Raw genomic sequence first — 25,272 nt, forward strand, 5'->3', positions numbered from 1 at the left:
CGGGGCGAGCCCCGGCCGTAACCCGCCAAGCCGTTACAACAGGAAAGCGCAATGCCCGGAATTAAGGAAATCCGAACCAAGATCAAGAGCGTGCAAAACACGCGCAAGATCACCAAGGCCATGGAAATGGTCGCCGCATCCAAAATGCGCAAGGCGCAGGAACGGATGCGCGCGGGCCGTCCATACGCCACCAAGGTGCGTGAGATCGCCGCGCACTTGATGCAGGCCAACCCCGAGTACAGCCACCCCTATCTGATCGAGCGCGAAGTCAAAGCGGTCGGTGTCGTGCTGGTCACGACCGATAAGGGTCTGTGCGGTGGTCTGAACACCAACATCAGCCGTGTCACCTTGGCCAAGCTGAAAGAATTCGAGCAGCGCGGCATTCCCGTGCGCACGACGGCTTTCGGTAACAAGGGTCTGGGCCTGTTGACGCGTATCGGCGCCAACCTCGTCTCCAACGAAGTTCAGCTCGGCGACAAGCCGGATCTGGACCGTCTGTTGGGCGCGATCAAGGTGCAGCTCGACGCTTACCTCAATGGTGAGATCGACGCTCTGTATGTGGCGTCGACCCGCTTCGTGAACACCATGAAGCAAGAGCCGGTGTTCCTGCGTCTGCTGCCTTTGGCCAGCGGCTTGGATGACCCCTTCCAGTCGGGCGCTGAGGCTTTGGAATCCGTTTCCGAAGTCAAATCGAACTACAGCTGGGACTACATCTACGAACCCGATGCCAAGAGCGTGATCGACGATCTGTTGCAGCGTTACGTCGAAGGTCTGTTGTACCAGGCAGTGGCCGAAAACATGGCCTCGGAGCAATCGGCCCGGATGGTTGCCATGAAGGCTGCGTCGGACAACGCCAAGAAGGTTATCGGCGACCTGCAACTGGTCTACAACAAGACCCGTCAGGCAGCGATCACCAAGGAAATTTCGGAAATCGTAGGGGGCGCAGCCGCTGTGTAAGCAGGCTGCATCCCGTCAAAAAGCTATCAAGCAAGGAATCGACATGAGCAACGGAACCATCGTTCAGTGCATCGGCGCCGTGGTGGATATTCAGTTCCCCCGCGATCAAATGCCCAAGATCTACGAAGCGCTTACCCTGGCTGACGATACGTCGCAGTTCGCCGAAAAGGGTCTGACGCTGGAAGTCCAGCAACAGCTGGGCGACGGCGTGGTTCGTACCATTGCCCTGGGCTCCAGCGACGGCCTGCGTCGCGGCATGAAGGTCGAGCGCACCGGTGCGCCGATCTCGGTGCCCGTGGGTCACGGCACGCTGGGCCGCATCATGGACGTGCTGGGTCGTCCCATCGACGAAGCCGGCCCCATCCAGGCCGACGAAAAGCGCGCCATTCACCAGACCGCTCCCCGCTTCGACGAACTGTCGCCGTCGGTGGAACTGCTGGAAACCGGCATCAAGGTTATTGACTTGGTCTGCCCGTTCGCCAAGGGCGGTAAGGTCGGTCTGTTCGGCGGCGCCGGTGTGGGCAAGACCGTCAACATGATGGAACTCATCAACAACATCGCCAAGCAGCACAGCGGTTTGTCGGTGTTTGCCGGTGTGGGCGAACGTACCCGCGAAGGGAACGACTTCTACCACGAAATGGAAGAGTCCAACGTGTTGGACAAGGTGGCCATGGTGTTCGGTCAGATGAACGAACCTCCGGGCAACCGTCTGCGCGTGGCACTGACCGGCCTGACGATGGCCGAGAAGTTCCGTGACGAAGGCCGTGACATCCTGTTCTTCGTGGACAACATCTACCGTTACACCCTGGCCGGTACCGAAGTGTCGGCACTGCTGGGTCGTATGCCGTCGGCCGTGGGTTACCAACCGACGCTGGCCGAAGAAATGGGCGTGCTGCAAGAGCGCATCACCTCGACCAAGACCGGCTCGATCACCTCGATCCAGGCCGTGTACGTGCCTGCGGATGACTTGACCGACCCGTCGCCTGCCACGACCTTCCAGCATTTGGACTCGACCGTCGTGTTGTCGCGTGACATCGCTGCTCTGGGTATCTACCCGGCCGTGGATCCGCTGGATTCGTCCAGCCGCCAGCTCGACCCGCAAGTCGTGGGCGAAGAGCACTACGCCGTGGCCCGTGGCGTGCAGCAAACGCTGCAGCGCTACAAGGAACTGCGCGACATTATCGCGATTCTGGGTATGGACGAACTGTCGCCGGAAGACAAGCAGGCCGTGGCCCGCGCCCGTAAGATCCAGCGCTTCCTGTCGCAGCCGTTCCACGTGGCAGAAGTGTTCACCGGCTCGCCCGGTAAGTACGTGCCGCTGGCCGAAACCATCCGCGGTTTCAAGATGATCGTCGAAGGCGAGTGCGACGCGCTGCCCGAGCAGGCCTTCTACATGGTCGGCACGATCGACGAAGCCTTCGAGAAGGCCAAGAAACTGCAATAAGGATCTGATATGGCTACCCTGCATGTGGATGTCGTCAGCGCACAGGAATCGATCTTCACCGGTGAGGCGAAGTTCGTGGCTCTGCCTGGCGAAGCGGGTGAACTGGGCATTCTGCCCGGCCACACCCCGCTGATTTCGCGCATACGCCCTGGTACGGTCAAAATCGTCCGTCCGGATGGCGCCGAGGAAAACATCTTCGTCGCCGGGGGCATCTTGGAAGTGCAGCCTGGCATGGTGACGGTGTTGGCCGATACGGCAATCCGTGCCGCTGACTTGGACGAAGCTCGCGCCGAACAAGCGCGCGCCAAGGCCGAAGAAGCCCTGCGCAATGCCAAGGACAAGGCCGATATCGCCGTGGTTGAAGCCGAGTTGGCCATGCTGGCCGCCCAGGCTGTGGCCGCGCGCAAGCTTCGTCAAACGCGCAGCACGCACTAAGCAGTACCCCCGCTGGCGTTTGACGCTGGCGGGCGTCGCAGTAAACAAAAGGCAGCTTCGGCTGCCTTTTTGTTTATGCAGGGTGGATGTTCGGCGTGTGGATTTGTCGCGCGTTTTTAGTCCGGTAACTGCCCGGCAGCGCTGGCACCCGCGGGCGGCACGGGCGCCGTACGCGTCACCAGCACCTGGTCCACGCGATACGTATCCACGTCCATCACTTCGAATTGGTAGCCGCCCAGGTTAACGATGTCGGTTCGACGCGGCACCCGGCGCAAGGCTTCCATCAAGAACCCGGCCAGCGTTTCGTATTCCTCGCCATGGAGCTCGTCCTCGATGCCGAGCACGCGTCCCACATCCTGAATCGGTGTCGCGCCATCGATCAGCCAGGAATGATCATCGCGTTGGATGATGAACTCCTCGTCGCCCGGCGATACCAGTTCGCCCATCACGGTACTCATCACGTCGTTGAGTGTCACCAACCCGACGATCAAGCTGTACTCGTTGACGATCATCGCAAAGTCTTCGCCCACCTGCCGAAACTGTTCCAGCACCTCGGCCAGCGTCAGCCGGTCGGGCACGACCAGCACCTTGTGAATCAGCTTGGGATCGGTCAACGCGATCGATTGACCATTCAGCAGCCGCTGATACAAGTCTCGCGTATCGACATAGCCCACCACGTGATCGATGTCGCCGCGGCAGACGGGATAGGTGGAAAACGGTTCTTCGGCGATGCGCGCGCGGATGATGTCCTCGGGGTCGTCCTGCAGGAACCAGGCGATCCGATCGCGATGTGTCATCGCGCTTTCCACCGTGCGGGTATCCAGCTCAAAGATGTTTTCGATAATGCGCTGCTCACCGCGCGCCAGCACGCCCGAGCGCGTGCCCGCCTCGGCCAGCGCCAGAATATCGTCTGACGTAATACGTTCGTCGCGGCGTGTCGGCAAGCGCAGCAGACGCATCAACTGGTCGGCGGTACGCGAATACAACCACACCAGGGGCGAAAAAATCCGCACCAGAATGCGCATCGGCCCGATGACCCGCAGCGCGAGATGCTCGGGCTCGGCCATGCCGGCTTGCTTGGGGATCAAATCGGTAAGCACGATGAACAATGAAGTCACCAGAACGAACGAACCGATGAACCCCAGGGTGCCGGCCAGCTCCGGTTCGAGCCAGCGCGCGAGAAATCCCGAGAAAGTCGGACTGAATACCCCTTCGCCCACGATACCGCCCAGAATCGCCAGGCCATTCACGCCGATCTGAACTGCCGTGAAATAGTGTCCGGGCTGCTGCTGCACACGCAGGACTTCTTCCGCGCGGGTGTCGCCCGCCTCGGCCAGTTGCCGCAGCCGCAGACGCCGCGAGGCGGCCAGGGCGATCTCCGCCACGGAGAAGAACGCGGCTGCGATCAACAGCGCCAACAACAGCAGAAGATTCTGTCCAAGTGTCATTACCAAGGGCGAGAGTGGCCGGGCTCGCTGAAGTGATACACGCGTCGATTCTACCGTGGACCCTTTACCGCGCCATTGGATGTGTCGTGTCCAGGAGCTACGTTGATGACAATGTTGCAGCGGCACGCCCGGCGCGGTTCGTTACGGTCATTTATCGATATGTTCGATTAATCAAGCCAAAATCTTCATTGGACCGCAGTAATTTCGATCCCTAAGATGAGCCCATCTATCTGCGGGAGCGAATCGCTGTGGCCAAATGGGCAATTGGAATTGATATTGGAGGCACGTTCACCGACGTCGTCGCGTTGAACTACCAATCTGGCGCGCTGCGCACCTTGAAGGTGTTGACCACGCACGGTGATCCCACCGACGGCGTGATGAATGGCATTAAGCAGCTCATCGAACATGCGGGTGTGACGCCTGCGGATGTCGCGCGCGTCGTGCATGCGACGACGCTTTTCACCAATGCGCTGATCGAGCGCCGTGGCGCCAAGACCGGGCTCATCGCGACTGCAGGTTTTAGCGATATCGTGCAGATCGGCAACGAGCGTAAGTACGACCTGTATGACCTGGGCATCGAGCCCGCGCCCGCGCTGGTGCCGCGCAACCTGCGGGTCGAGATCAGCGCTCGCATGGACGCGCGCGGCAATGAGGTGGCGCCGGTGGACGCGCAAGAGGTGCGCCGCGTCGTCGAGCAGTTGGTGGCCGATGGCGTTGATTCGATCGCGGTGTGCTTGCTGCATTCCTATGCCAACGTCGCGCACGAACAGCAAGTGCAGGCGGTGATCGCCGATCTGTACCCGAACCTCAGCGTCACGCTATCCAGCGATGTCGCACCGGTCATCCGCGAATTCGAACGGATGTCCACGGCCAGTGCGAACGCCTATATCAAGCCGCTGGCGATGGGTTATCTCGACACGCTGCGCCGCAGGCTGATGGAGCTGGGTCTGCCTAAAGACGTGTTGATGATGCTCTCTAACGGGGGCCTTTCGCATATTGCGGAAGCGAAGAAGACGCCGATCGATTTGCTGGAATCGGGTCCCGCGGCCGGCGCGATTTCCGCCGCCCATCATAGCGTGCGTGATGATCACGCCAATCTGCTGGCCTTCGATATGGGCGGCACCACGGCCAAGCTTTGCCTGGTGGAAAAATCGCGTCCCGCGATTTCCTACACCTTCGAAGCGGCACGGCAAAAGCGTTTTGCCGAAGGCTCTGGCTTGCCCATCCGTATCACGACGATCGACCTGATCGAAATCGGCGCGGGCGGTGGCAGTATTGCTTATAAAGATGCGTTGGGTTTGATGAAAGTGGGGCCGCAAAGCGCGGGCTCCGAGCCCGGCCCGGCCTGCTATGGCTTGGGTGGCATCGAACCCACCGTCACCGATGCGAATCTGGTGTTGGGTTATTTGAACCCGGATTACTTCGCCGGCGGCGCGATGAAGATCGACGTGTCGCGCGCGAAGTCGGCGCTTGCCGACCTGGGCGAGCAGTTGCGTTGCGAGGCCCAGGAAGTGGCATGGGGCATCCATGATGTCGTGGCCGAGAACATGGCGAGCGCAGCGCGTGTGCACGTCGCCGAACGCGGCCGCGATCCGCGTGACTTTGTGTTGTTGTGCACGGGAGGCGGTGGCCCGCTGCATTCCTATTATGTGGCGCAGAAAATCGGCGTGCGCAAGATCATCTGCCCGCCGGCTGCGGGCGTAGCATCGGCGTATGGCTTGCTCGTTGCGCCGGCGCGCGCCGACCGTGCCAAGACGGCGAGCTTCCGTCCTTCGACCGACGAGCTGGCATCGCTGGAGCAGATGTTCTCGTCGCTCGATGCGCAAGTCACCGAGGCACTCGCACCGTTGGATGCAACCTTTGGCCCGATTCGCCTGACGCGTTACGCGGACGGCCGGTTCACGGGACAGGGCTTTACGTTGACGGTCGCTTTGCCCGAGGGACCCTATCACCCCGCCGACGAAGCCGCCGTTCGCCGCGGCCTGGTGGCGGCCTTCGAAGCGGGCTATCGCGAAAAGTTTGGACGCACGCCACCCAATGTGCCGATCGAACTCGTGAACCTGCGCGTCAGCGGCGAGGCGCCGCCGCGCGAAGAACTGATCGAAACACCGCTTGAGGCAGCCGCCTCGGTCGAGCCGCGCGCATGGCGTCCCGTGTACTTCCGTGAAATTGCCGGCTATCACAACACGCCTATCTACGAACGCGCTGCACTGCGCGCGGGCTTTACGGCTCAAGGTCCGTTGCTGGTGGAAGACGAGGGCTCAACGTTGGTCGTGGGTCCGCGAGGGCACGTCACGCAGTCGGCGACCGGCAATCTGATCATTGAAATTGGTGAGTGATATGCACGAAGTAAAAATGTCCGAAGCGGCTGCCGACCCGATTTTCCTCGAGGTGTTCTGGACCCGCGTGCGATCGGTCGTCAACGAAGCCGCCAAACTGATCATCCGCACGTCGTTCTCGACCTTGTCGACCGAGGCGAACGATTTCGCCGTGGTGTTGACCGATTCGCAAGGCCGGTCGATCACGGAAAACAGCGGTAGTATTCCGTCCTTTATCGGTACGCTGCCGCGCACCGTGCAGGCCACGATCGCCAAGTTTGGCCATGCCAGCATGAAGCCCGGTGATGTCTTCATCACGAATAATCCGTGGATCGGCACGGGGCATTTGAACGATGTGACGCTGGTCAAGCCGATCTTCCACGAAGGCCAACTGGTGGCGTTCGCCGCGTCGACCGCGCACGTGCCCGATATCGGCGGCAAGATCCGCTCGGTCGACAGCCGCGAGTTGTTCGAGGAAGGTTTTCATATCCCGCTGATGCGCTTGTTGTCGGAAGGCGAGGCGGATCAATCGCTGCTGACACTGCTGCGCACCAATGTGCGCACGCCCGATCAGACTGTGGGCGATATCTGGTCGCAAGTGGGCGCGGTCGAACTCATCTCCTCGCGTCTGGAAAACATTCTGACCGAGTATGGCTTGCCGGGCGTGGACCCCTTGGCCGCAGCGCTGTTTGATCGTAGCGAAGTCGCGATGCGTCAGGCCATCGCCGCATTGCCCGATGGCGAGTATCGCTACCACATGCAGACGGACGGTTTCGACCAGCCGTTTGACTATCATGTGACCGTCAAAATCTCCGGCGAGGAGATCAGCTGCGACTACACGGGTTCTTCGCCGCAGCAACCGCGCGGCATCAACTGCGTGCTGGCTTATACGACGGCCATGTCCGTCTATGCGATCAAGTCTCTGCTGCTGCCCGATCTGCCGAACAACGATGGCTTGTTCCGCCCGATCAAGGTGCATGCGCCGGAAGGCTCGATTCTGAACCCGCGCGAGCCGGCCCCGGTCGGCGGCCGTGCATGCACGGGTCACTACGTGCCCATCGTCGTCTTCGGCGCGCTACAAGAGGTATTGCCCGATCGTGTGATCGGCGGTGCGGGCTCGCCGCTATGGATCTCGAACTTCTCGGGCGTGCGCGAGAACGGCAAACCGTTTGCGACCGTATTGTTCTTCAATGGCGGGATGGGTGCGGCATCACACAAAGATGGCGCGCCGGCGATGTCGTGGCCGAGCAATATCTCGCCCACACCGATCGAAATCGCCGAAAAAGAATCCCCGGTCTTTTTCAAGGCCAAAGCGTTGCGCGCCAACTCCGGTGGCGCGGGGGAATATCGCGGTGGTTTGGGGCAAGAGATCACGTTTGTGAATCAGCATACCGGCCCATTGACCATCATCTTCCTGACCGAACGCACGAAGTTCGCCGCGCCGGGTATTCGTGGCGGCGAACAGGGCGCACTGGGCGAAGTGTTGATCAACAACCAGCCGATCAATACGCGTTTACCGCAAGTGTTGCAACCTGGTGATGAGGTTACCTTACGCACCCCGGGCGGTGGTGGTTACGGACCTGCGACGCGTCGCGCCGAGGACCGTAAACGCCAAGACTTGGCCTTGGGGTATATCGGCTGAACGTAAGTTTGGCAGTCAAAGGGGCGCGCGGGTGCGCCCCGTCATAACAGAGCAAGAGGGAAAACATGTCTTTGAAAAAACTGAGTCAAGTTTCTTTACGAGCAGTGGCCGTCGCGGCTGCTGCTTTGTCGTTTTCGGCGCCCTCCGTGGCTGCCTTTCCAGAACGCCCGGTGCGCATTGTTGTGCCCTATGCGCCGGGCGGTTCGGTGGACTCCATGGCCCGTATCGTGGGCGAGAAGATGAGTCAATCGCTCAAGCAGCCCATCATCGTCGAGAACCGCGCGGGCGGTGGATCGAATATTGGTGCGAGCTACGTGGCAAGCTCGGCACCGGACGGCTATACCGTGCTGCTGGGGACATCCGCCGCGCTGGCGACCAACACCAGCTTGTACGACAAGCTCAGTTTTGACCCGATCAAGGATTTTCAGCCGATCTCGCTGGGCGCGAAGCTGCCCAGCATGGTGCTGGTCAGCTCCCAGCGAGACATCAAGTCCATCGAGGAACTGAACGCCGAGCTAAAGAAAGAAGGCGATGCGGCGTTTTATGCCAGCTCGGGTAACGGCACGCCTGCCCATCTGGGCACGGAGTTGTATAAGCACGAAGTCGGCGGTTTGAAGACCGTGCACGTGCCCTATAAGGGCGGTGCGCCGGCGCTGGCCGATATGGTGGCCAACCGCGCAACGTTCATGATCGCGATCCTGCCCGAAGCGGCTCCGTTCGTGAAGCAAGGTCAGCTGCGCGCATTGGCCGTGACGACCAAGGAACGCCTGCCCGAATGGCCGGATCTGCCCACCGTTGCTGAAAGCGGTATCCCCGGCTATGAGATTGAAGCCTGGTATGCACTGGTCGCCCCGGCTGGCACGCCGGCGGACACCGTGGCCACGTTGAACAAGGCGTTCAATGATGCGTTGAAAGATCCCTCTGTCTCGACCCGCCTGAAGAACATGGGCTTTACCGTTGTCGGTACCACGCCCGAAGAACTCGGCGCGCATATGAAGAGCGAAAAAGCCAAGTGGAAGAAAGTGATCGATCTCGCCAACATCAAGGCGGATTGATTCAAGCGTCTGGCAGCATCACTCCAGGAGGAAGGGTGCTGCTGCGTAACTTGGTTTGAATGCATTCAAGAAACGCGGCAGCGGCCGGCGAGGCCGTGCTCAGCTGCCGCGACACCACGCACAGTTCGCGATGTGTCGTCGGTTTATCCAGCAGGCGGAACCGCAAACCCTGAACCGACCCGCTGGCGGCGGTCAGCGCGGGCACGAGCGAGTATTTCCCGGGGATCTTCAGAATGGGAAACAAGGTCGTCGTGCTGGAGTATTTCGCCTCGTCGCGGGTAGCCTTGATAAAGTCCGGCGCACAGCGTTTGATGTGCAGGGCGATACTGGTGTCATCGGTCAGCCCGATAAATCGCGCCGGGTCGAGTTGATCCCAGGTCAGCGGTTCGTCCATGTTTTGCGCCAGCGGATCGGCGGGATCGAATATCGCGCCATAGCGGTCTTTCAGCAAGGGCGTGTAAACCAAGTCGGGTCGATCCTCAAACCGCCCCGCGATGGCCAAATCGATTTCCCCATTTATCACCATGCGTTCCACGAGTCCGGCGCCCGCATCGCGGATAGAAACCCGGATATTGGGATGGCGTTCCTTGAACTCGCGAATAATATCGACCAGGAAAAATTCAATAAACGATATCGCGCTGGCAATACGGATTTCGCCCCGCTGCAATTGCGCGGTCGCGCGTAAATCGGCGATCGACGTGTCGAATAACTGAATTAAACGCTGCGCTTCCGGAACATAGCGCTCGCCTTCGACCGTGAGCGATACGCGCCGCGTGCTGCGATCGAACAGCTTTAATCCGATGGCCTCTTCGAATTGCTGAATGGTGTAGGTGATAGACGACTGCGTCATGAACAGCCGCGAGGCGGCCGCCGTGAACGAGCCCGTCTGAGCGATTTCCAGAAAACAGCGCAAATGCCTGAGCGAGATATGGCGAGACACGAGCAAACCCCTACGCGCTCTGAGGCGCTTTTTCGTTAATCGGCTGTCGCGCAGGTCCAGTTTGAAAATACTGGCGGGTTTGCGCGCGCCGAGCCGTGATGATAATGCGAGCGCCTTCAGGCTTAGGGAAAAATCGCCGGGCCCGAGCCAGCTGAAAGGCGTTTTGAACGTTTAAACCGAGTTTAATCCGCGATCTTCTACCGGCCTGCTGGGCGGTCCGGTATTAAACGGCTGGCGGCGCTGTCGCTAATACATTGTCTCGGATGCTGTTTCCCCCTCCGCGATTTCATCCGAGACAAGAATTAGAACCATGAAATTCAAACTGCTGCCTACCTTCGCGCTGATAATCAGCGCGTTCTCTTCCACCACGGCCTGGTCGTCAGAGCAACGCACGATTCTGGATAAAAATGGGGTGCCCATTTTTGAAATGCGGATCTTCGACGTAGGCGACGGCCCGTTTTTCGCTGAAGACGGCGAGCCGCAAACTTCCACCTGGAACTTGAGCCCGGGGCAAGTCAACGGCGTGAAATCCGCACTGGATTATTGGGGTGAGCTGATTCAGGTTGCCCCGGGGAACAACCCGGCCATTCTCAACCTGGGTACCGTGGATGATGAGGGGGCTTTTGCCGACAGTGCGCGAGCGTCCGATCGCACCGGCGTGGGCACCAACGTTAACGCTGCGATTAACAATCGCGCCGTGGGGGAACTGCAGTACGGCGCGCATGGGTTTGTTGGTATCGGTACCTTGAACTGGACCGACGAGCCGTATCGGCCATCTCAAATTGTCTTGACGCCTCAGTTGGATATGACCACCGTCATTGTGCACGAAGCCGCGCACGCGTTGGGAATTGGTTCGAACATGGTGTATCCGGACGACGTCGAGGACGACGAGGATGAGGGCGACGGAGACGATCTCCCCATCATCCGGTTTCCCAAGACGCTCTCCGTTTGGGAAGAGCATCTCTATGACGACAATCATCAGCGCGCGCGTGCGAACCAGGTGCTTTATTGCGAACACTGCGACAACATCACGCATGACGAGAACGGCCGGCCGCTAACGCCGGCTGACATATTCGACGTCCGCCAGGACAAAGCCTACTTCGCGGGCGAGCACGTGCGCGAGGTCCTTGCCGGCGCGATGCCGGGCGTCCCGCTCACGCTGTACGGGGGCGATGACTTCGATGCGCCCATCTGGTCGCATCTGGAGCTGAAGAACAGCCTGATGAGCCATCAGAATTATCGCAACTACACGAATTTGATGGAGGCCGAGGTCGCGGTATTGCAAGACCTGGGATACAAGATCGACCGCAGGAATTTCTGGGGGTATTCGATCTATGGGGATAATCAAACCCTGGTTAACGATCATCCTTTTTTCGCGCGTAACGCCGATGGCACGGCGTATTTGCCCAATTCCTACAATACCTCGACCTTGGGCCTGGGTCTGCATATCTACGGCAGCAACAACACCGTCACGCAGCGCGCGGATCTGTTGTCCGCTGGCGCGGGCGGAGGCGGCATACGCGTAGACGGCGCGAATAACCGCCTCACCATACTGCCGGGGACCCGGGTGCACGCCGATGGCGCCTATGGGCGCGCCATTATGTTCGCGTATGGCAAAGGCCATACCCTGACGCACCGGGGCGATGCGCAGGCGTTGGGTGAGGGTGGTATCGCGGCGAGCTTCGATTTCGGTCATAACTCCTTGGGCGATGAGACGGAGTATCGGGGCTCTTATATCCGGACATCGGATGAAGAACCCGTGCTGATGTTGGCCGAGCTGAGAGGCCCGTTGGTCAGCAAGGTCGATGTGACGGGCCGATTGGCCGGTAGCTATGCCTCGATCTACATCTCCGAGAATGCCTACGTCGGTCAGATCAATGTGATGAGCGGTGCGCAGTTAACGGGCGACATCATCTCGCGCTATGACCAGGTTGATCAGAACCAGGCGCAACGTCTCACGAGACTGACATTCGGCTATCAGGCGGACGCGAACGGCCGGTCCACGGGCAAGGCTGACTCGCGTTTCGCGGGCGTCTATGACGGCAATATCGTCGGCATTAACAATCTGTCGTTGGAGCTGATGGGGGGTGTCACCCAGTTGACCGGGAACCACGAGCTGTACCAGGCCAATGTGGCGCCCGGTGCGACGCTGGTGTCTTCGGGCAGTTATCAACTCAATAGCGCGGGCGCCTTCACCAACCAGGGCAAACTGACCACCGCGCAAGCGGGTCAGTCCATCACCATCGCTGGGACGTATGTTCAACCCGCGAGCGGCGAGCTGGCCCTGCAGTTCAATAACCAAGGTCAGTTCAGTAGTCTCAGTGTCAGGGGCAATGCCGCCGTCGACGGCAAGCTCAGCTTCACGCCCGAGCGCGGCTATTACGCTGACGGCTTTAGCGTAACTTCGGGGCAGTGGGTGCAAGCCGATTCCTTCACCGGTGCTTTCCGCACGCTGTCAACGAATTCGGAGTCGCCGACCTTGGCAATCCAGGCCACGGCGCTGGACGCGAATCGCTATCAGGTGGCGGTGTCACGTCCCGCAAACGCTTACGGGCAATATGCCTTCACGTCCAACACACGCGCGGCGGGTTCTGCGCTTGGCTCGCTCGCGGGCAGCGCCCCAAGCGATGTGCAAGGGCTGATCACGGCATTGGACTTCTCCGCCGCCGATGGTTCGACCATACGGTCCGCCTTGCCGCAACTGACCGGTGAAATCTATGCGTCCGCCAAGGGCTCTTTGATCAACACCAGCGCGACAACGCGTTCGGCGGTATGGCATCGATTGGGAGGGGTCACGAATGCCGACAATTCCGCATCAGTCACGGGCTCGACGCCAAGCGGAGCGAGTTCGATGGCATCGTTGAACTCGCCGAGCGCCGGACCCACCAATGACAGATCGGGTGCCGTGGCATGGGGCTATGGTTTCGGCGATTGGAGCAACCAAAAAAGCAACGGCAACGCTGCCCGTACCACCACGAACACCGGCGGCTTTGTCACCGGTATCGATACGGAGGTTCAGGCATCATGGCGAGTCGGTGTGCTCGCGGGCTATAGCCATTCCAGCATCAAAGTCAAAGATCGATCCTCTTCCGGTGGCAGCGATAACTACACGCTGGGCGTGTACTCGGGTAAGGAATGGCCGCGTGGTGCGGATGCCTTGTCACTGCGTTCGGGCATTGCCTATACCTGGCACAAACTGGATATGGATCGTAGCGTCGGATTCGCGGGCTATAACGACAAACTGTCATCCGACTACGATGCTGGCACGTTCCAGATTTTCAGCGAGCTGGGCTACCGTGCGCACCTGACTGACGCTGCGAGCATCGAGCCTTATCTCAGCCTGGCTCACGTCAACCTGAGAACCGACGGCTTTACTGAAGACGGCTCCAATGGCGCGGCGCTCAAGGTCCGCTCGGACACGACGAATACGACGTTCTCGACACTGGGCTTGCGGGGTGCGACCGCGTTCCAGTTGGGCACGATTCCGGCCTCGGCGCGTATCGATGTGGGCTGGCGGCATGCGTTCGGTGACACGACGCCCGATTCCACGGCTAGCCTTGCGGGATCGAATGCCTTTACCGTCTCCGGCAGCCCGATCGGCAAAAACACCGCGATCCTCGAAGCGGGCTTGGATTTTCAGGCCGGCAAGAACACGCGCTTCGGCCTGGCCTACGAGGGCCAGTTCGGCTCGGGCTTGCGGCAGAACGCCGTCAACCTCAATCTGATGGCGAGGTTTTGACACATGCCTTAATCCGGCAGGGCATAGGCCATCAGGTAGTCGCCCATCTTCGTCCCAAATGACCCGTGCCCGCCCGCCATCACGACCACATACTGTTTACCGTTAATCGCGTAGGTCATCGGCGTGGCCTGACCGCCAGCGGGCAGGCGCGCCTCCCACAGCAGTTCGCCATTGCTCACATCAAAAGCACGCAAGTAGTTGTCCTGGGTCGCGGCGACGAACATGACATTGCCTGCGGTCGAGATCGGGCCACCCAGACCAGGGACGCCGATCTTGACCGGCGGCAATTCAAACAGATGCGGCAGGCTGTCTTGAATCGTGCCGATGCGCTTTTTCCAGACGACCTCGTTGGTCTGCAGATCGACCCCAGCGACATACCCCCACGCGGGCGCCTTGCAGGGTAGCCCCAGTGGGGATAGAAAGGGATTGAGCTCGACGCCGTACGGCGTGCCATACATGGGCTGCACGCCGCTTTCAGGTCCGCCTTCGCGGTCTTTGATCGGGCGGTTTGCGTCTTCGGGCCGGAGCTTGGAAACAAAAGGCAGCCCTATAGGATTCGTCAGTGCCACTTGACGGTCCTGATTCACGGACATGCCGCCCCATTCGAAAACGCCCAGGTTACCGGGGAAAACAAGTGTGCCATTCTCCGAGGGCGGGGTATAGATGCCGTCGTAATTCAAGCGTTTGAAAATCACCCGACACATCAACTGGTCGAGCATCGTGGCGCCCCACATGTCTTTATCGGTCAGCTTCTCCTGGGGTGCAAGGTTAAGCGCGGAAAACGGTTGCGTTGGCGCATAACGTTCGCCCTGCGTCGGCGGGCCACGCTTGACGGTCTGGGGCACGGGCTGCTCGGTGACGGGCACGATGGGCTCGCCATTGCGACGATCGAGCACAAACACATTGCCTGTTTTCGTGAGGATATAAATCGCCGGTACCGTCTCGCCGCTCGCTAGCGTCACATCCATGAGCGACGGTTGCGCCGGTACATCCATGTCCCATAAATCGTGATGCGTGGTCTGAAAATCCCAGATCAGTTTGCCCGTGGACGCATCCAGCGCCAGCATCGCGTTGGCATAACGTTCCTTTAACGCATCGCGGTCGCCGCCCCAGATATCGGGCGTGCCCACGCCTGTGGGTACGTACACCACATCGGTCTGCGCGTCGTAGGCCAGCGGCGCCCAGGCATTGGGCGAGTTGTGCACGAACAGTGTGTTCTCGCCGGGCATGGCGTTGGGGTTCTCCGCGCCGGTATCGAACACCCACTTCAACTCGCCCGTGTTCACGTCATAGCCGCGAATCACGCCAGACGGTTCTTTGTTGGAAAAGTTGTCTGTCACCGAGCCACCAATCACGATGGTCGTGGCGGTCACCACGGGCGGCGACGTGGGGTTATAGCCACCGGGATAAGCGTGTGGCATGCTTTTTTGCAGATCGATTTCACCGTCGTTGCCGAAGTCACTGCATTTCTGCCCATTGTCGGCATTTACCGCGATCAAGCGACCGTCATTGGTGGGCAGCAGTACTTTGCGCGGGCAAATGGAGGAGGGCGCGCTGCCTGATTTGCCCATACTTCCTGGGAAACGTTCGAGGTTGCCGGCATCGTGATAAGACACGCCTCGGCACGTCAGATGCTGAAAGCTTTTATCTGCCTTTAATTGCGGATCGAAGCGCCACAGCCGTTGGCCGGTGGCCGGGTCCAGCGCGTCGAGAAACTGGTGTGGCGTGCAAAGGAAGAGCTTGTCGCCGACCTTGATGGGCGTGACCTCATTGGTCGTTTCCGCCGAATCGTTCTCGGTGCGAAAGTCGCCAGTACGATAGGTCCACGCGACTTGTAGATCTTTCACGTTCTTGTCGTTGATCTGTGCCAGCGGCGAGTAACGGATACCGCCTTCGGTGCGACCGTAAGCCGGCCAGTCATCTTGTGCCACGCCGGGCACAGGGCGCGCTTGGGCAGGCTGGGCCCGCGCCAAGGTGCCATTGATCTCCTGCGGATCATTGAAGATCCCATAGCCCATCACAGCCAACATGCCGACCATCGTAATCGCGATCACGGCCTTGGCCGGGCCTGCCGACACAATCCCGCGCGTGGCAGGGGGTAGCAGGAACCATAGCCCCAGCAAGAACAGCAAACCATAGCGTGGCGCCAGGGCCCAGAAATCCGCACCGACTTCCCATATGCCCCAGAACCACGTGGCGAGCAGCGCGACGGCATAGCACCACAGACCCGCCGCACGAAAGCGCCACAGAAAGACGGCGCTAACGATGAGGACCATGCCCAATAAAACGTAATACCAAGATCCGCCGAGCGCCGCCAACCATATGCCGCCCGCGAAAGCATAGAGCGCGATGAGGACCAGGACGATCCAGCCTAAGGTTTGCGATGCGCTCCTGGAGTGGCCGTCGGTGTTCATGGCAAGCGTCCTTTCGATCTAGGGTCTTACCACTATAGACAGAATCGAACGCAGCGGCCAAACGCCGCCTGTTACGGTCTGCGACACCAACATGACCAAATAGTCATGACAAAGTAACTTGACCCTCTAAGACCGCGTAACGGACCATTTACGGCCTTGCTTCGCGGGTGAACGGAGCTGGTTCGACATATAGATGGAGACGACTAAATGCGTAGCGTTGACTACCGAGACTTAATCGGTGGCACCCTGATCATCCTTGCCGGCGCGGTGGGGATGTATCACTCCCTGACTGCCTTCCAGGTGGGTACGGCGGCACGAATGGGGCCGGGATATTTTCCTGCCATCACTGGCGGGCTGTTAATACTGTGCGGCATCCTGATTGTGATCCCCGCATTGCGGCGCGCAGGGCCCATGCCGACGTTGGAGCTCAGGCCGTTGATCTGGATCAGCCTGTCGGTGCTCGCGTTTGCGCTGTTGGTCTTGCCCTTCGGGTTGGTGCCTGCGGTGATTGTGCAGAGTCTGGTCGCCAGTCAGGCGGATCGCAAGCTGTCTAGAAAGGGATCGCTGTTGCTTGCAGTGGGCCTTGCTGGCGGTGCATGGGTCATCTTTAAAGGCGGTCTGGGGGTCATTCTTCCCGCGTTCGCCTGGCCCTGGTAGAGAGGATAAAGATGGAACTGTTTAACAACATCGCGCTGGGCTTATCGACCGCGCTTGCATGGAACAACTTGCTCTGGTGCATTATTGGCGTTTCGCTTGGCACCTTGATTGGCGTGATCCCGGGCGTGGGAACCTTGGCGACGATGTCGCTGCTGTTTCCCATCACCTACGTGCTTGAACCAACGGCCGCACTGATCATGCTGGCGGGCATCTGGTATGGCAGTACCTATGGGGGATCCACCGCCTCGATTCTGTTGAACTTGCCCGGCACGCCGGCGAATGCCGTGACCTGTCTCGACGGTTTTCCGCTGGCCAAGCAAGGTCGGGCCGGCGTCGCGTTGCTGATGACGACTGTCGCGTCGTTCTTTGGCGCGAGCGTTGGCATCATCATGATGATGCTGTTTGCGCCGGTCATCTCGGAGGTCGCCTTCAAATTTGGCCCCGCCGAATACTTCTCGATCATGGTGTTAGGTCTGGTCGCTGCTTCGGTCGTGTCATCCGGCTCGGCAATCAAGGCGATCACCATGGTCGTTGGCGGGATCATGTTGGGGCTGGTGGGTACCGATGTGAACTCCGGCGTAGCGCGATTTGATCTTGGGTTCCCCGAGTTGCAGGACGGTATCCAAATCGTGGCGATCGCCATGGGCCTGTTCGGTCTGACCGAGATCATCGCCAGTATCAACCATGTGAAATCGAGTGACCGCAAGGTGGATGTGTCGATGAAGTCGATGCTGCCCACGCGCGATGAGATGCGGAGATCTTGGTGGCCTATGGCGCGTGGGTCGGGATTGGGATCTTTTTTCGGCATCTTGCCTGGCGTCGGTCCTACTGTTGCCGCCTATATGGCCTACGCGCTTGAGAAGCGAACTTCGAAAACCCCTGAGCGCTTTGGCAAGGGTGCCATCGAAGGCATCATGGCGCCCGAATCGGCCAACAATGCATCCGATCAAGCGTCCTTCATTCCCACCATGACACTGGGTATCCCGGGCAGCGTGACGATGGCGCTGATCATCGGCGCGTTGATGATCCATGGGATCCAGCCAGGACCTCAGATGCTTACCGAGCAGCCGCAAATGTTCTGGGGGCTGGTGATGAGCTTCTGGATCGGCAACATCATTCTGGTGATTTTGAACGTGCCGATGATCGGGCTATGGGTGCGGGTGCTGTTGATTCCCTATCACATCCTTTATCCCGCGATCGTGATGTTCATCTGCATCGGTACCTATGCCGTTAACAACAACGTCTTTGACGTATATGCGGTGCTGGCATTCGGCATCGCCGGCTATGTGTTGCGTAGGCTGGATTTCGAACCTGCGCCGCTGCTGCTGGGTTACGTCCTCGGACCCATGCTGGAAGAAAACTTCCGCCGCGCCATGCTGCTGTCGCGAGGAAGCTTCTCGACATTCGTCGAGCGCCCGATCAGCATGTGGGTGCTGCTATTTACCGCACTGTTGCTGGTGTGGGGAATACGCAGCAGCCTGCGGCATCGATCCAGCGGGAAACTGGTTCAAGCCCCCGAGCCGGTTTAAAGCGAGTTCGAAGCGGGAAACGGGGAGCGGACCTCACAGGCAGTCAGGCGCCAGCTATGCCGGTGCCGCTGCTTTGTCGATGTTCGCTCGCCGCGCTGTGGTATGCCCGGCGGATCGCGAGTGATTGCAGTGTTGTCTCCGTCCCATCTGCCCAATTTGTCTTCATTGACGGGTGCCACCAAATCGAACTTGCGCAGGCTTGTTAGTGGCTCTTGAGCGCCTGCGGTCTGGCTAAATGCCATTCCGTCATGTTTTGATATGCGTGCGCGATGCCAAGTAATCTGCGTTCCGCGAACGGTCTGCCGATCAACTGCATACCGACTGGCAATCCTCCATCATCGAAACCGCATGGCACCGTCAATGCGGGTAGGCCGAGAAAGTTGAACACGCGCGTGTACCGGCTCAGGCTGCCCACCAAACGTTTTCGCAGGTCCGTATCATCGCCATAGGCGACAAGCACTGCTGGCGCAGCAGCTGGGATGGTGGGGGTGAGAAGATAATCAACCTGAGCGAACGCGTGGTCTAAGAATTCATCCAGCAGCGACGCCCGCAGGCGCAGAATGTCAGCGTACTCAGTAGCGAATCGAAAGAATCCAGGCTCGGTCCGCCAGCGTACTTCGTCCGAATAATCCAGCGGCTGCGCCCGCAAATACCTGCTGTGCACGGTGGCCGCCTCCGTCTCGCGTACGATCTCTTGGCATGCGTCCAAGAGATCGAGCTGCTGTAGCTGAACACTGGATAATTGCGCACCCAGCGATGCAAGCACTCGGCCAGCCTCTTTCAAGCATGCGGCAGGACTTTCCTCGAGTTCGTCCATCCATGCGCTCACCACGCCGATACGCAGGCCGTTAAGCTTGATCGTCTCGGCCGGAAACGACGCGGGCAGATCCGCCATAGGGAATCGCGGCTTCAATGCGTCGAGCATCATGGCGCAATCGGCGGCAGTTCGTGCGATCGGACCTACCGCGTCGAGCGACCACGACAGGGGCGTGACACCCCGCGTGCTGATGCGCGAATGAGTCGGCTTTATGCCGACGAGGCCGCACATGCTAGCCGGTATTCGTACCGAGCCTCCGGTATCCGTACCCAAAGAGCCGTAGCCGATCCCGACGGCGACGGCGGCCGCCGACCCGCTGGAAGAACCACCGCTGACATGCTCCGGGTTCCATGGGTTGCGGCAGGGGCCCAAGTGCGGGTTGTAGCCCATGGGGCTGCGTATGAACTCGGATAAATGCAGGCTGGCGAATGTGATGCTGCCTGCTTCTTCCAGATTCGCGAGCGCATCGGCGCGCCCCGCCGGCCTGAAGTCTCGCAGTAGCGGTGACCCGCATGTGACTGCAGCGCCGTTGCGGGCGAAGACGTCCTTATGCGCCATGGGCACGCCCGCCAAACGAGGCAGCTCATGTCCTGCTGAGCGCGCCTTGTCAATTTCCCGTGACTGCGCCAGGGCAGCGTCGGCTTCCAAGCTCAAGATGCAATTAAGCCTGTGACCGTCGGATTGCGCCGCATCAATCGCGGTCTGAGTCAATCTCTCGGCGCTCACCGCGCCTTCATCAAGGAGCCGAACGACTTCGCATAAGGACAAATCACGCAAGGCGTCTTGGTCATAGCTCACGGCTGACTCCTTGCCAATAAGGTTCCCAGGAAATCATCGGGTGTGGCATCAAACGCTTGCGTCTGCGCTCGTTCCCTTATGCGTTGGCGCATGCTCGGATCTTGCTGCAGCAATCGTGTTCGTGCCGCCAAAGACAGCTCCAGATCCTGGTATTCGGCCACTTCGTCAATGAGGGATTTTTGCATAGCGATTCAACGTCCAGAATGTCGTGGTCGGGCTAGTCGTCAGCCTGCTTGGGCTCCGGTCTCTTTAATGACACGCTTCCACTTCTCATGTTCGGCCTTCACATATGCGTCGAACTCTGCGACCGTCGTATTACCAGTGATACCGCCCATTTTTTCGAACTGTGCTTTGACCTTGTCGCTGTTCAGGACTTTTACGGCGCCGGCATTCAACTTTTGCACAATGGGGGCAGGGGTGCCTGCCGGGGCGAACAGTCCAAACCATGCCACCGCTTCAAAATCCTTTTGGCCGGCTTCTTGCATGGTTGGCACATCCTTTAGCAAACCGACCCGTTGACTTGACGTAACGGCTAGCGGACGCAGCTTGCCGGATTCAATGTGGGGCAAGCTGACCGCCACGGTGTCGAACATCATGGGAATGCGCCCGCTGATGACATCTGGTAAAGCGGCCGCAGTGCCCTTATACGGAATGTGATGGAGTTCCGCGCCAATTTGCGAGCGAAAGAGTTCCGCGGCCAGATGGGTGGTCCCGCCGCTGCCGCCAGAGGCATAGCTCTGTGGTGTTTTCTTAACCAGCGAGACGAGTTCCGCGACGGATTTGACCGGCACGTCGGGGTTTACCACCAGGACCAGCGGGACGGAGGCAACCAGGGCGATTGGCTCGAAGGCAGTCTGCGGGTTAAAGCGCAGATCCGGGAACAGGCTGGCGTTTGTTGCGTTGGTACTCGCCGCGCCGAACAAAAGCGTATAGCCGTCCGGGCTGGCGTTTGCGACGTATTCCGAGCCGATATTCCCGCTAGCCCCGGCCCGGTTTTCTACGACGATAGATTGCCCAAGCTCCGTGGACAGCTCCGAGGCCAACAGTCGGGCGAACATGTCCGTGGTGCTGCCGGGTCCGAAGGGAACGACCAGCCGGACAGGCTTATCTGGATAGGTGTTTGCCAGCGCCGCAGTGCTCGCGGTGAGAGCCATCACGGACAGCGCGAGTGCGCTCAACAGCGCCGAGGCACATTGGCGTATTCGGATCGTGCGCGAGATAGAGGTAAAACCCAATAGATTTGGCATCGTTGTCCTCGTATGTTCCAGCTTCGGCAAGTACATCTGTAACCATCTTAGGTGAAGGTCTTGAAATGTGTACATGTCTTTAATCTCATCGCGCGATCAGGAAAATGCATCGGCCCCTATCACCGTCTGACGTAACATTCAACGCCTTCACAATCGCTCAATTGCGCACCTATTTGCTCGTAGCAGAACACGGCAGCTATCGCGCAGCGGCCCAAAAGATTTTTCGCTCGCAGTCGGCGGTGTCCCGCTCCATCGCAGAGCTCGAAGAGCGCTTGGGCCGGCCCCTGTTTGAACCCGCAGAGCGCACGAAGCTCAGCGATTTCGGCCGCCAGTGTCTGCCCGTCGTACGGGAACTGGTTGAACATTTCGACAACGCCGCCCGCTTCATGCTCGCACAGGTGCGCGAGCAACGCAGTGCACTGTCCGTGGGCGTCATTCAAACCGTCGCGCGGCGTTGGCTACCCCATTTGGTTCAGTGCTTCCACGCGCGTTGTCCGGGCGCCGAGCTGCGCATCGTCGATGACAACTCATCCCGTCTGGCGCAAATGGTGCAGGATGGCGAGATCACGCTCGCGTTGTGTGGAGAAACGCGGTCGATGGAATCATTTGAATGGCAGCCGCTGTTCGAGGACCGGTTTGGCTTTGTTTGCACGCACACGCATCCCTTCGCCAAGCGCGATACGTTAAGCTGGCGGGAACTGAGCGGTCAGCCGCTGATTGGCACCACGACCCACAGTGTATTGACCGGTTTACCGCAGGAAATCATCTCCGGCAGTCAGACCGTGTGGGCGGCCAACATGCTGTCGCTATGGTCCCTGGTTCGGCAGGGAGTCGGGGTCAGCATATTGCCCGCAATGAGCCTGCCGTCGGATACCTCCGAGTTTGTCTTTGTTCCGGTGACTCAACCGGTGGTGACGAGAAGCATAGGGCTATTAGGGAAACGCAATGCCATGTTGGATGCAACGGCGGATTCGTTCAGGCAGATCGTCGTGGAATTTTTCGACAATCAGCCGAGCAATTCCGCCAAGTCGCGACTCAATGCAACGGGCTAGAGGTATATCGGCGAATGACCGAGAACTACGTCCGGGCCTGATCCAGGTATCAGGTCATATCCCCGCATACCATTCATAGCCCCTGTCCTCCCAGTACCCCCCTCGGCCGCCCCATAAGCGGTCGAAGGCCGACACCACCTCCAGCCGCATCAGGTACTTCGCCTGCTTGTAACCCAGTTGCCGTTCGACTCGCAGGCGCAGGGGCGCGCCATGCGCCACGGGCAGTGCTTTGCCGTTCATGGCATAGGCCAAAATAGTCTGAGGATGATAGGCGTCGAGTAAGTCGATGCTTTCGTAATAGCGGCCGCTGCCATCCAGCGTCAATTCCAACTCGTCCGCGCAGTGAAAGACGACATAGCGTGCCCCGGGCTTTAAGCGCGCGAGGTCGAGCACGTGTGCCAGGGGTACGCCCTGCCATTGCCCGATCGCACTCCAGCCTTCAACGCAATCGTGTCGGGTGATCTGCGTGCGCGAAGGCATTTGCTTCAATTGCGCAAGCGAAAGATCTAATGGGTGTTCGACCAGCCCATCCACTCGCAGCCGCCAATCAGTGAAGCCGTGTTCGAGTAAATGATGGTATTCATCCGAGTCGGGCGATTGTGTTCCGTTGGCGCGAAAGACGGGCGACAAATCAGCCAGACTGTACTCGCGCGCCAGCGCCTGTCGGTCAAGCAGCAGTCGCTGGCTTTTCTGAGTCAGCTTCTCCGTATTGCGTAGCAGGCCGCCGAGCGTTTCGCTTTGCGTGATGCGATCACATCCGGCAAGCATGGCGGTACCGGGCGCCAATAGCAGGCCGGCGAATAACCGTCTGCGTGTACGGTCTGGGTTCATGGTGTATCTCCTGAAGGGTCGATGGCGTAACGCCCGTTGAGCATGGACCGCATGTTGTTTTTGAATCCTGACAGCACCACCATCAAGACGTGGATCACCACAAACAACACCAACGACGAGGCCGTTATGAAGTGCAATGCGCGCGCGGAGGCCCGGCCGCCGAATAGGTCCAGCAGAAAGGGGAAGGCGGCGTTCAATCCGGGTGACATCGTCAGGCCGGTCAGTACCATCATCGGCAATAACCCCAACGCGACGAGCAGGTACGTTATCTTCTGCAAGGCGTTATAGCGCCGAGCGTCATCGCCTTTGGCAAAACGCAGCCGCACATGGTCGATGATTTCTTGCCACAGATGGCGAGGTTGCAGCTGGTCCCGATCGGGCAACAGGTCATTGCGAATATGCCCCCGCCATAACCCATGAATCAGATAAAGAAGGCCGTTAACGACCAATAACCATGCGAAGAAAAAATGCCAGTTCCTGCCTGCGCCCAGGTCGTGGTAAGACGGAATCGTGATCCAGGACGGAAAGGGATGCGCGCTCAGGTCAATGAAGGCATGATCCGCATCCGCGCCGTACTGCCCCCAATACAACCGAGGGTGCGCATTGAAAATCTGCAGGCCGCTCATCAACAAGAGGGAGAGGCACATCACGTTGATCCAATGCGTGACACGCACCACGAGGGAATGACGGCGGATGAACAGCGGTTGGCGAATAGGTGAGGGGAGGGGGGACAACGGTTTGACGCTAGAAGAGTTCATGGCAGACTCCCGCGCCGGCTGAGGTCGTCAGCCGGCGATCGTGGTTGACGACTTACATGGGTGGTACGACACCATCTTTGCCCACCACCAGCCTCGAGGCGGACAGAGCGCCGTCATGGCCTTTTTCTGCCGGAATGAAGACAACGGTGCCGGGTGAGACATCGGCTGCGGTTGCCGGAGCCAACGTCACCACGGGCGTTCCATTGGGGATGGAAATTTTTTTGTCTTTTCCGTGGTAGTTGACCGTGACGACGCTGCCATCCACGGATTTCACCGCATCACCCACGGTCGCATTGGTCATGGTGCTGTTGGGTTTCAAGTCCCAGCCATAACTGCCTTCTCCGGTGCCTTTCATGGCGGGGGGAAAGATCAGGACTTCAAGCGCGCCATCGCCGCCTGGCAAATCGACTTGAAGGCTTCAGGGTTACCCATCGCTCGCGCGGTCAGCATCGCGCCGTGCACGATGGACATGAACGCCCGTGCCTCACTCAATGCGCTCTCCCGGAGATGAAATTGTCCGGCCGTCGCGCCTTCCTCCAGCACCCTTGCCAGCCAGCCGATGAGGTCTTCAAAATAGCGGCGCACTTCATCGGTAATCTCTTGCGGAATGATGGGCGCCTCTGCGGCCAGCATGGTGCAGATGCACATGGACGGGCTGCCATCACGTATGCATTGCGACCAATAATCGACATAGCCCTGCAAGCGTGCCAGCGGATCCCCGAGTTTCTGGTCCAGCGCCGTTACCCCTGCGCGGAACTGCTCGCGATGCATCGCCACCACGGTCAACACCAGGTCTGCCTTGCTGGGGAAATGATGATGGATGCTGGCCTTGCCAATGTGCACCCTTTCGGACAGGTCAGCGTAGCTAAACCCGTTGTAGCCGCCTGCAGCCAGCAGGATCTTGGTGTGCGCGGCAATTTCGCTTGCGCGGGGAGAGAGTTCGGTGCTCATAGGGTGACGGATCTTCCTCGAGGCGAAAAGGGTCCACCTAAAGGAAGTCATGAATGTGCAATGCGAGACAATCTACTAGTTGGTTGGTTGGGTGTCAACACCTCTGCAACAGCTGGCCGACATGACGGCTATGACGTTCGGCTCTACATCATAAACGGGGGACGACCAGCATTCATTAGACTTGTTTTTGCGAAGAACCTGTCTAAAGGAAACAATGCTGATGTCCCCAATCGATTCTAT

Annotated in this window: 21 protein-coding genes; 11 read left to right on the top strand and 10 right to left on the bottom strand. The window is 59.4% G+C overall.

Translation table 11 applies throughout. The annotated features are described in order from the left end of the window. Positions 1 to 51: 51 nt before the first annotated feature. From atpG to GOQ25_RS08115, 3 genes are read left to right on the top strand one after another with little or no spacing between them, the layout of a single operon-like run. Entirely contained in the window at positions 52 to 957 is a 906-nt protein-coding gene (gene atpG, locus GOQ25_RS08105) for a F0F1 ATP synthase subunit gamma (protein ID WP_160349955.1), read from the top strand. A gap of 43 nt (positions 958 to 1,000) precedes the next feature. Next, positions 1,001 to 2,401, top strand: a complete 1,401-nt coding sequence (gene atpD / locus GOQ25_RS08110) for a F0F1 ATP synthase subunit beta (RefSeq protein ID WP_160349956.1) — start codon at positions 1,001 to 1,003, stop codon at positions 2,399 to 2,401. Positions 2,402 to 2,410: 9 nt separating this feature from the next. Continuing rightward, positions 2,411 to 2,836 (top strand): F0F1 ATP synthase subunit epsilon, encoded by a 426-nt coding sequence (locus GOQ25_RS08115; RefSeq protein WP_160349957.1) that lies wholly within the window; start codon positions 2,411 to 2,413, stop codon positions 2,834 to 2,836. A gap of 116 nt (positions 2,837 to 2,952) precedes the next feature. Here GOQ25_RS08115 and GOQ25_RS08120 read toward each other — a convergent pair whose 3' ends face one another. Then, the gene (locus GOQ25_RS08120; RefSeq protein ID WP_160349958.1) at positions 2,953 to 4,284 is read right to left on the bottom strand and encodes a hemolysin family protein; all 1,332 of its coding nucleotides are present in this window, start codon (positions 4,282 to 4,284) and stop codon (positions 2,953 to 2,955) included. A 248-nt stretch (positions 4,285 to 4,532) separates the two neighbouring features. Here GOQ25_RS08120 and GOQ25_RS08125 point away from each other — a divergent pair, with 248 nt between their 5' ends. The 3 genes from GOQ25_RS08125 (at position 4,533) to GOQ25_RS08135 (ending at position 9,299) form a co-directional block, all read left to right on the top strand. Further along, a complete protein-coding gene (locus tag GOQ25_RS08125) occupies positions 4,533 to 6,623 on the top strand; it encodes a hydantoinase/oxoprolinase family protein (RefSeq protein ID WP_160349959.1) in 2,091 nt (696 codons plus the stop codon). A gap of 1 nt (position 6,624) precedes the next feature. After that, positions 6,625 to 8,244: a hydantoinase B/oxoprolinase family protein gene (locus tag GOQ25_RS08130; RefSeq protein ID WP_160349960.1), complete on the top strand. Its 1,620-nt coding sequence runs from the start codon at positions 6,625 to 6,627 to the stop codon at positions 8,242 to 8,244. 65 nt (positions 8,245 to 8,309) lie between these two features. Beyond that, positions 8,310 to 9,299: a tripartite tricarboxylate transporter substrate binding protein gene (locus GOQ25_RS08135; protein WP_160349961.1), complete on the top strand. Its 990-nt coding sequence runs from the start codon at positions 8,310 to 8,312 to the stop codon at positions 9,297 to 9,299. A gap of 1 nt (position 9,300) precedes the next feature. Here the strand turns inward: GOQ25_RS08135 and GOQ25_RS08140 are convergent, their stop codons facing one another. Beyond that, positions 9,301 to 10,239: a LysR family transcriptional regulator gene (locus GOQ25_RS08140; RefSeq protein ID WP_160349962.1), complete on the bottom strand. Its 939-nt coding sequence runs from the start codon at positions 10,237 to 10,239 to the stop codon at positions 9,301 to 9,303. Between the two features lie 310 nt (positions 10,240 to 10,549). Between GOQ25_RS08140 and GOQ25_RS08145 the strand changes: the two genes are divergently transcribed. Further along, complete coding sequence (locus GOQ25_RS08145) at positions 10,550 to 13,978, top strand: autotransporter domain-containing protein (protein ID WP_202109363.1); 3,429 nt, start codon at positions 10,550 to 10,552, stop codon at positions 13,976 to 13,978. Positions 13,979 to 13,986: 8 nt separating this feature from the next. Here the strand turns inward: GOQ25_RS08145 and GOQ25_RS08150 are convergent, their stop codons facing one another. Further along, complete coding sequence (locus tag GOQ25_RS08150) at positions 13,987 to 16,392, bottom strand: glucose/quinate/shikimate family membrane-bound PQQ-dependent dehydrogenase (protein ID WP_160349963.1); 2,406 nt, start codon at positions 16,390 to 16,392, stop codon at positions 13,987 to 13,989. 207 nt (positions 16,393 to 16,599) lie between these two features. Between GOQ25_RS08150 and GOQ25_RS08155 the strand changes: the two genes are divergently transcribed. Both GOQ25_RS08155 and GOQ25_RS08160 read left to right on the top strand, forming a co-directional pair. Then, positions 16,600 to 17,049 (top strand): tripartite tricarboxylate transporter TctB family protein, encoded by a 450-nt coding sequence (locus GOQ25_RS08155; protein WP_160349964.1) that lies wholly within the window; start codon positions 16,600 to 16,602, stop codon positions 17,047 to 17,049. An 11-nt stretch (positions 17,050 to 17,060) separates the two neighbouring features. Continuing rightward, positions 17,061 to 18,578 (top strand): tripartite tricarboxylate transporter permease, encoded by a 1,518-nt coding sequence (locus GOQ25_RS08160; protein ID WP_160349965.1) that lies wholly within the window; start codon positions 17,061 to 17,063, stop codon positions 18,576 to 18,578. Positions 18,579 to 18,780: 202 nt separating this feature from the next. Here the strand turns inward: GOQ25_RS08160 and GOQ25_RS08165 are convergent, their stop codons facing one another. From GOQ25_RS08165 to GOQ25_RS08175, 3 genes are read right to left on the bottom strand one after another with little or no spacing between them, the layout of a single operon-like run. Next, positions 18,781 to 20,193 (bottom strand): amidase, encoded by a 1,413-nt coding sequence (locus GOQ25_RS08165; RefSeq protein ID WP_160349966.1) that lies wholly within the window; start codon positions 20,191 to 20,193, stop codon positions 18,781 to 18,783. Further along, positions 20,190 to 20,378 (bottom strand): hypothetical protein, encoded by a 189-nt coding sequence (locus GOQ25_RS08170; RefSeq protein ID WP_160349967.1) that lies wholly within the window; start codon positions 20,376 to 20,378, stop codon positions 20,190 to 20,192. The genes GOQ25_RS08165 and GOQ25_RS08170 overlap by 4 nt, the downstream gene beginning before the upstream one ends. Positions 20,379 to 20,417: 39 nt before the next feature. Continuing rightward, entirely contained in the window at positions 20,418 to 21,440 is a 1,023-nt protein-coding gene (locus GOQ25_RS08175; RefSeq protein ID WP_160349968.1) for a tripartite tricarboxylate transporter substrate binding protein, read from the bottom strand. 104 nt (positions 21,441 to 21,544) lie between these two features. On the opposite strand from GOQ25_RS08175, the gene GOQ25_RS08180 reads away from it, so the two are divergent. Beyond that, the gene (locus tag GOQ25_RS08180) at positions 21,545 to 22,492 is read left to right on the top strand and encodes a LysR family transcriptional regulator (protein ID WP_236844519.1); all 948 of its coding nucleotides are present in this window, start codon (positions 21,545 to 21,547) and stop codon (positions 22,490 to 22,492) included. Positions 22,493 to 22,546: 54 nt separating this feature from the next. Here GOQ25_RS08180 and GOQ25_RS08185 read toward each other — a convergent pair whose 3' ends face one another. The 4 genes from GOQ25_RS08185 to GOQ25_RS08200 are packed head-to-tail and all read right to left on the bottom strand — an operon-like array spanning position 22,547 to position 25,032. Next, positions 22,547 to 23,323, bottom strand: a complete 777-nt coding sequence (locus GOQ25_RS08185) for a molybdopterin-binding protein (RefSeq protein ID WP_160349970.1) — start codon at positions 23,321 to 23,323, stop codon at positions 22,547 to 22,549. Next, positions 23,320 to 24,081, bottom strand: a complete 762-nt coding sequence (locus tag GOQ25_RS08190; protein WP_160349971.1) for a cytochrome b/b6 domain-containing protein — start codon at positions 24,079 to 24,081, stop codon at positions 23,320 to 23,322. Before GOQ25_RS08190 ends, GOQ25_RS08185 begins: the two co-directional genes overlap by 4 nt. 52 nt (positions 24,082 to 24,133) lie before the next feature. Next, on the bottom strand, positions 24,134 to 24,436 hold the full coding sequence (locus GOQ25_RS08195) for a hypothetical protein (RefSeq protein WP_202109364.1): 303 nt from the start codon (positions 24,434 to 24,436) through the stop codon (positions 24,134 to 24,136). A gap of 14 nt (positions 24,437 to 24,450) precedes the next feature. Further along, positions 24,451 to 25,032 (bottom strand): TetR/AcrR family transcriptional regulator, encoded by a 582-nt coding sequence (locus GOQ25_RS08200; protein WP_160349972.1) that lies wholly within the window; start codon positions 25,030 to 25,032, stop codon positions 24,451 to 24,453. A 60-nt stretch (positions 25,033 to 25,092) separates the two neighbouring features. Between GOQ25_RS08200 and GOQ25_RS19520 the strand changes: the two genes are divergently transcribed. Beyond that, positions 25,093 to 25,272 (top strand): hypothetical protein (locus GOQ25_RS19520; RefSeq protein WP_236844520.1); only part of this gene is annotated, 180 nt, incomplete at its 3' end.

This window comes from Bordetella sp. 15P40C-2, assembly GCF_009763235.1.
GTDB lineage: Bacteria > Pseudomonadota > Gammaproteobacteria > Burkholderiales > Burkholderiaceae_B > Bordetella_A.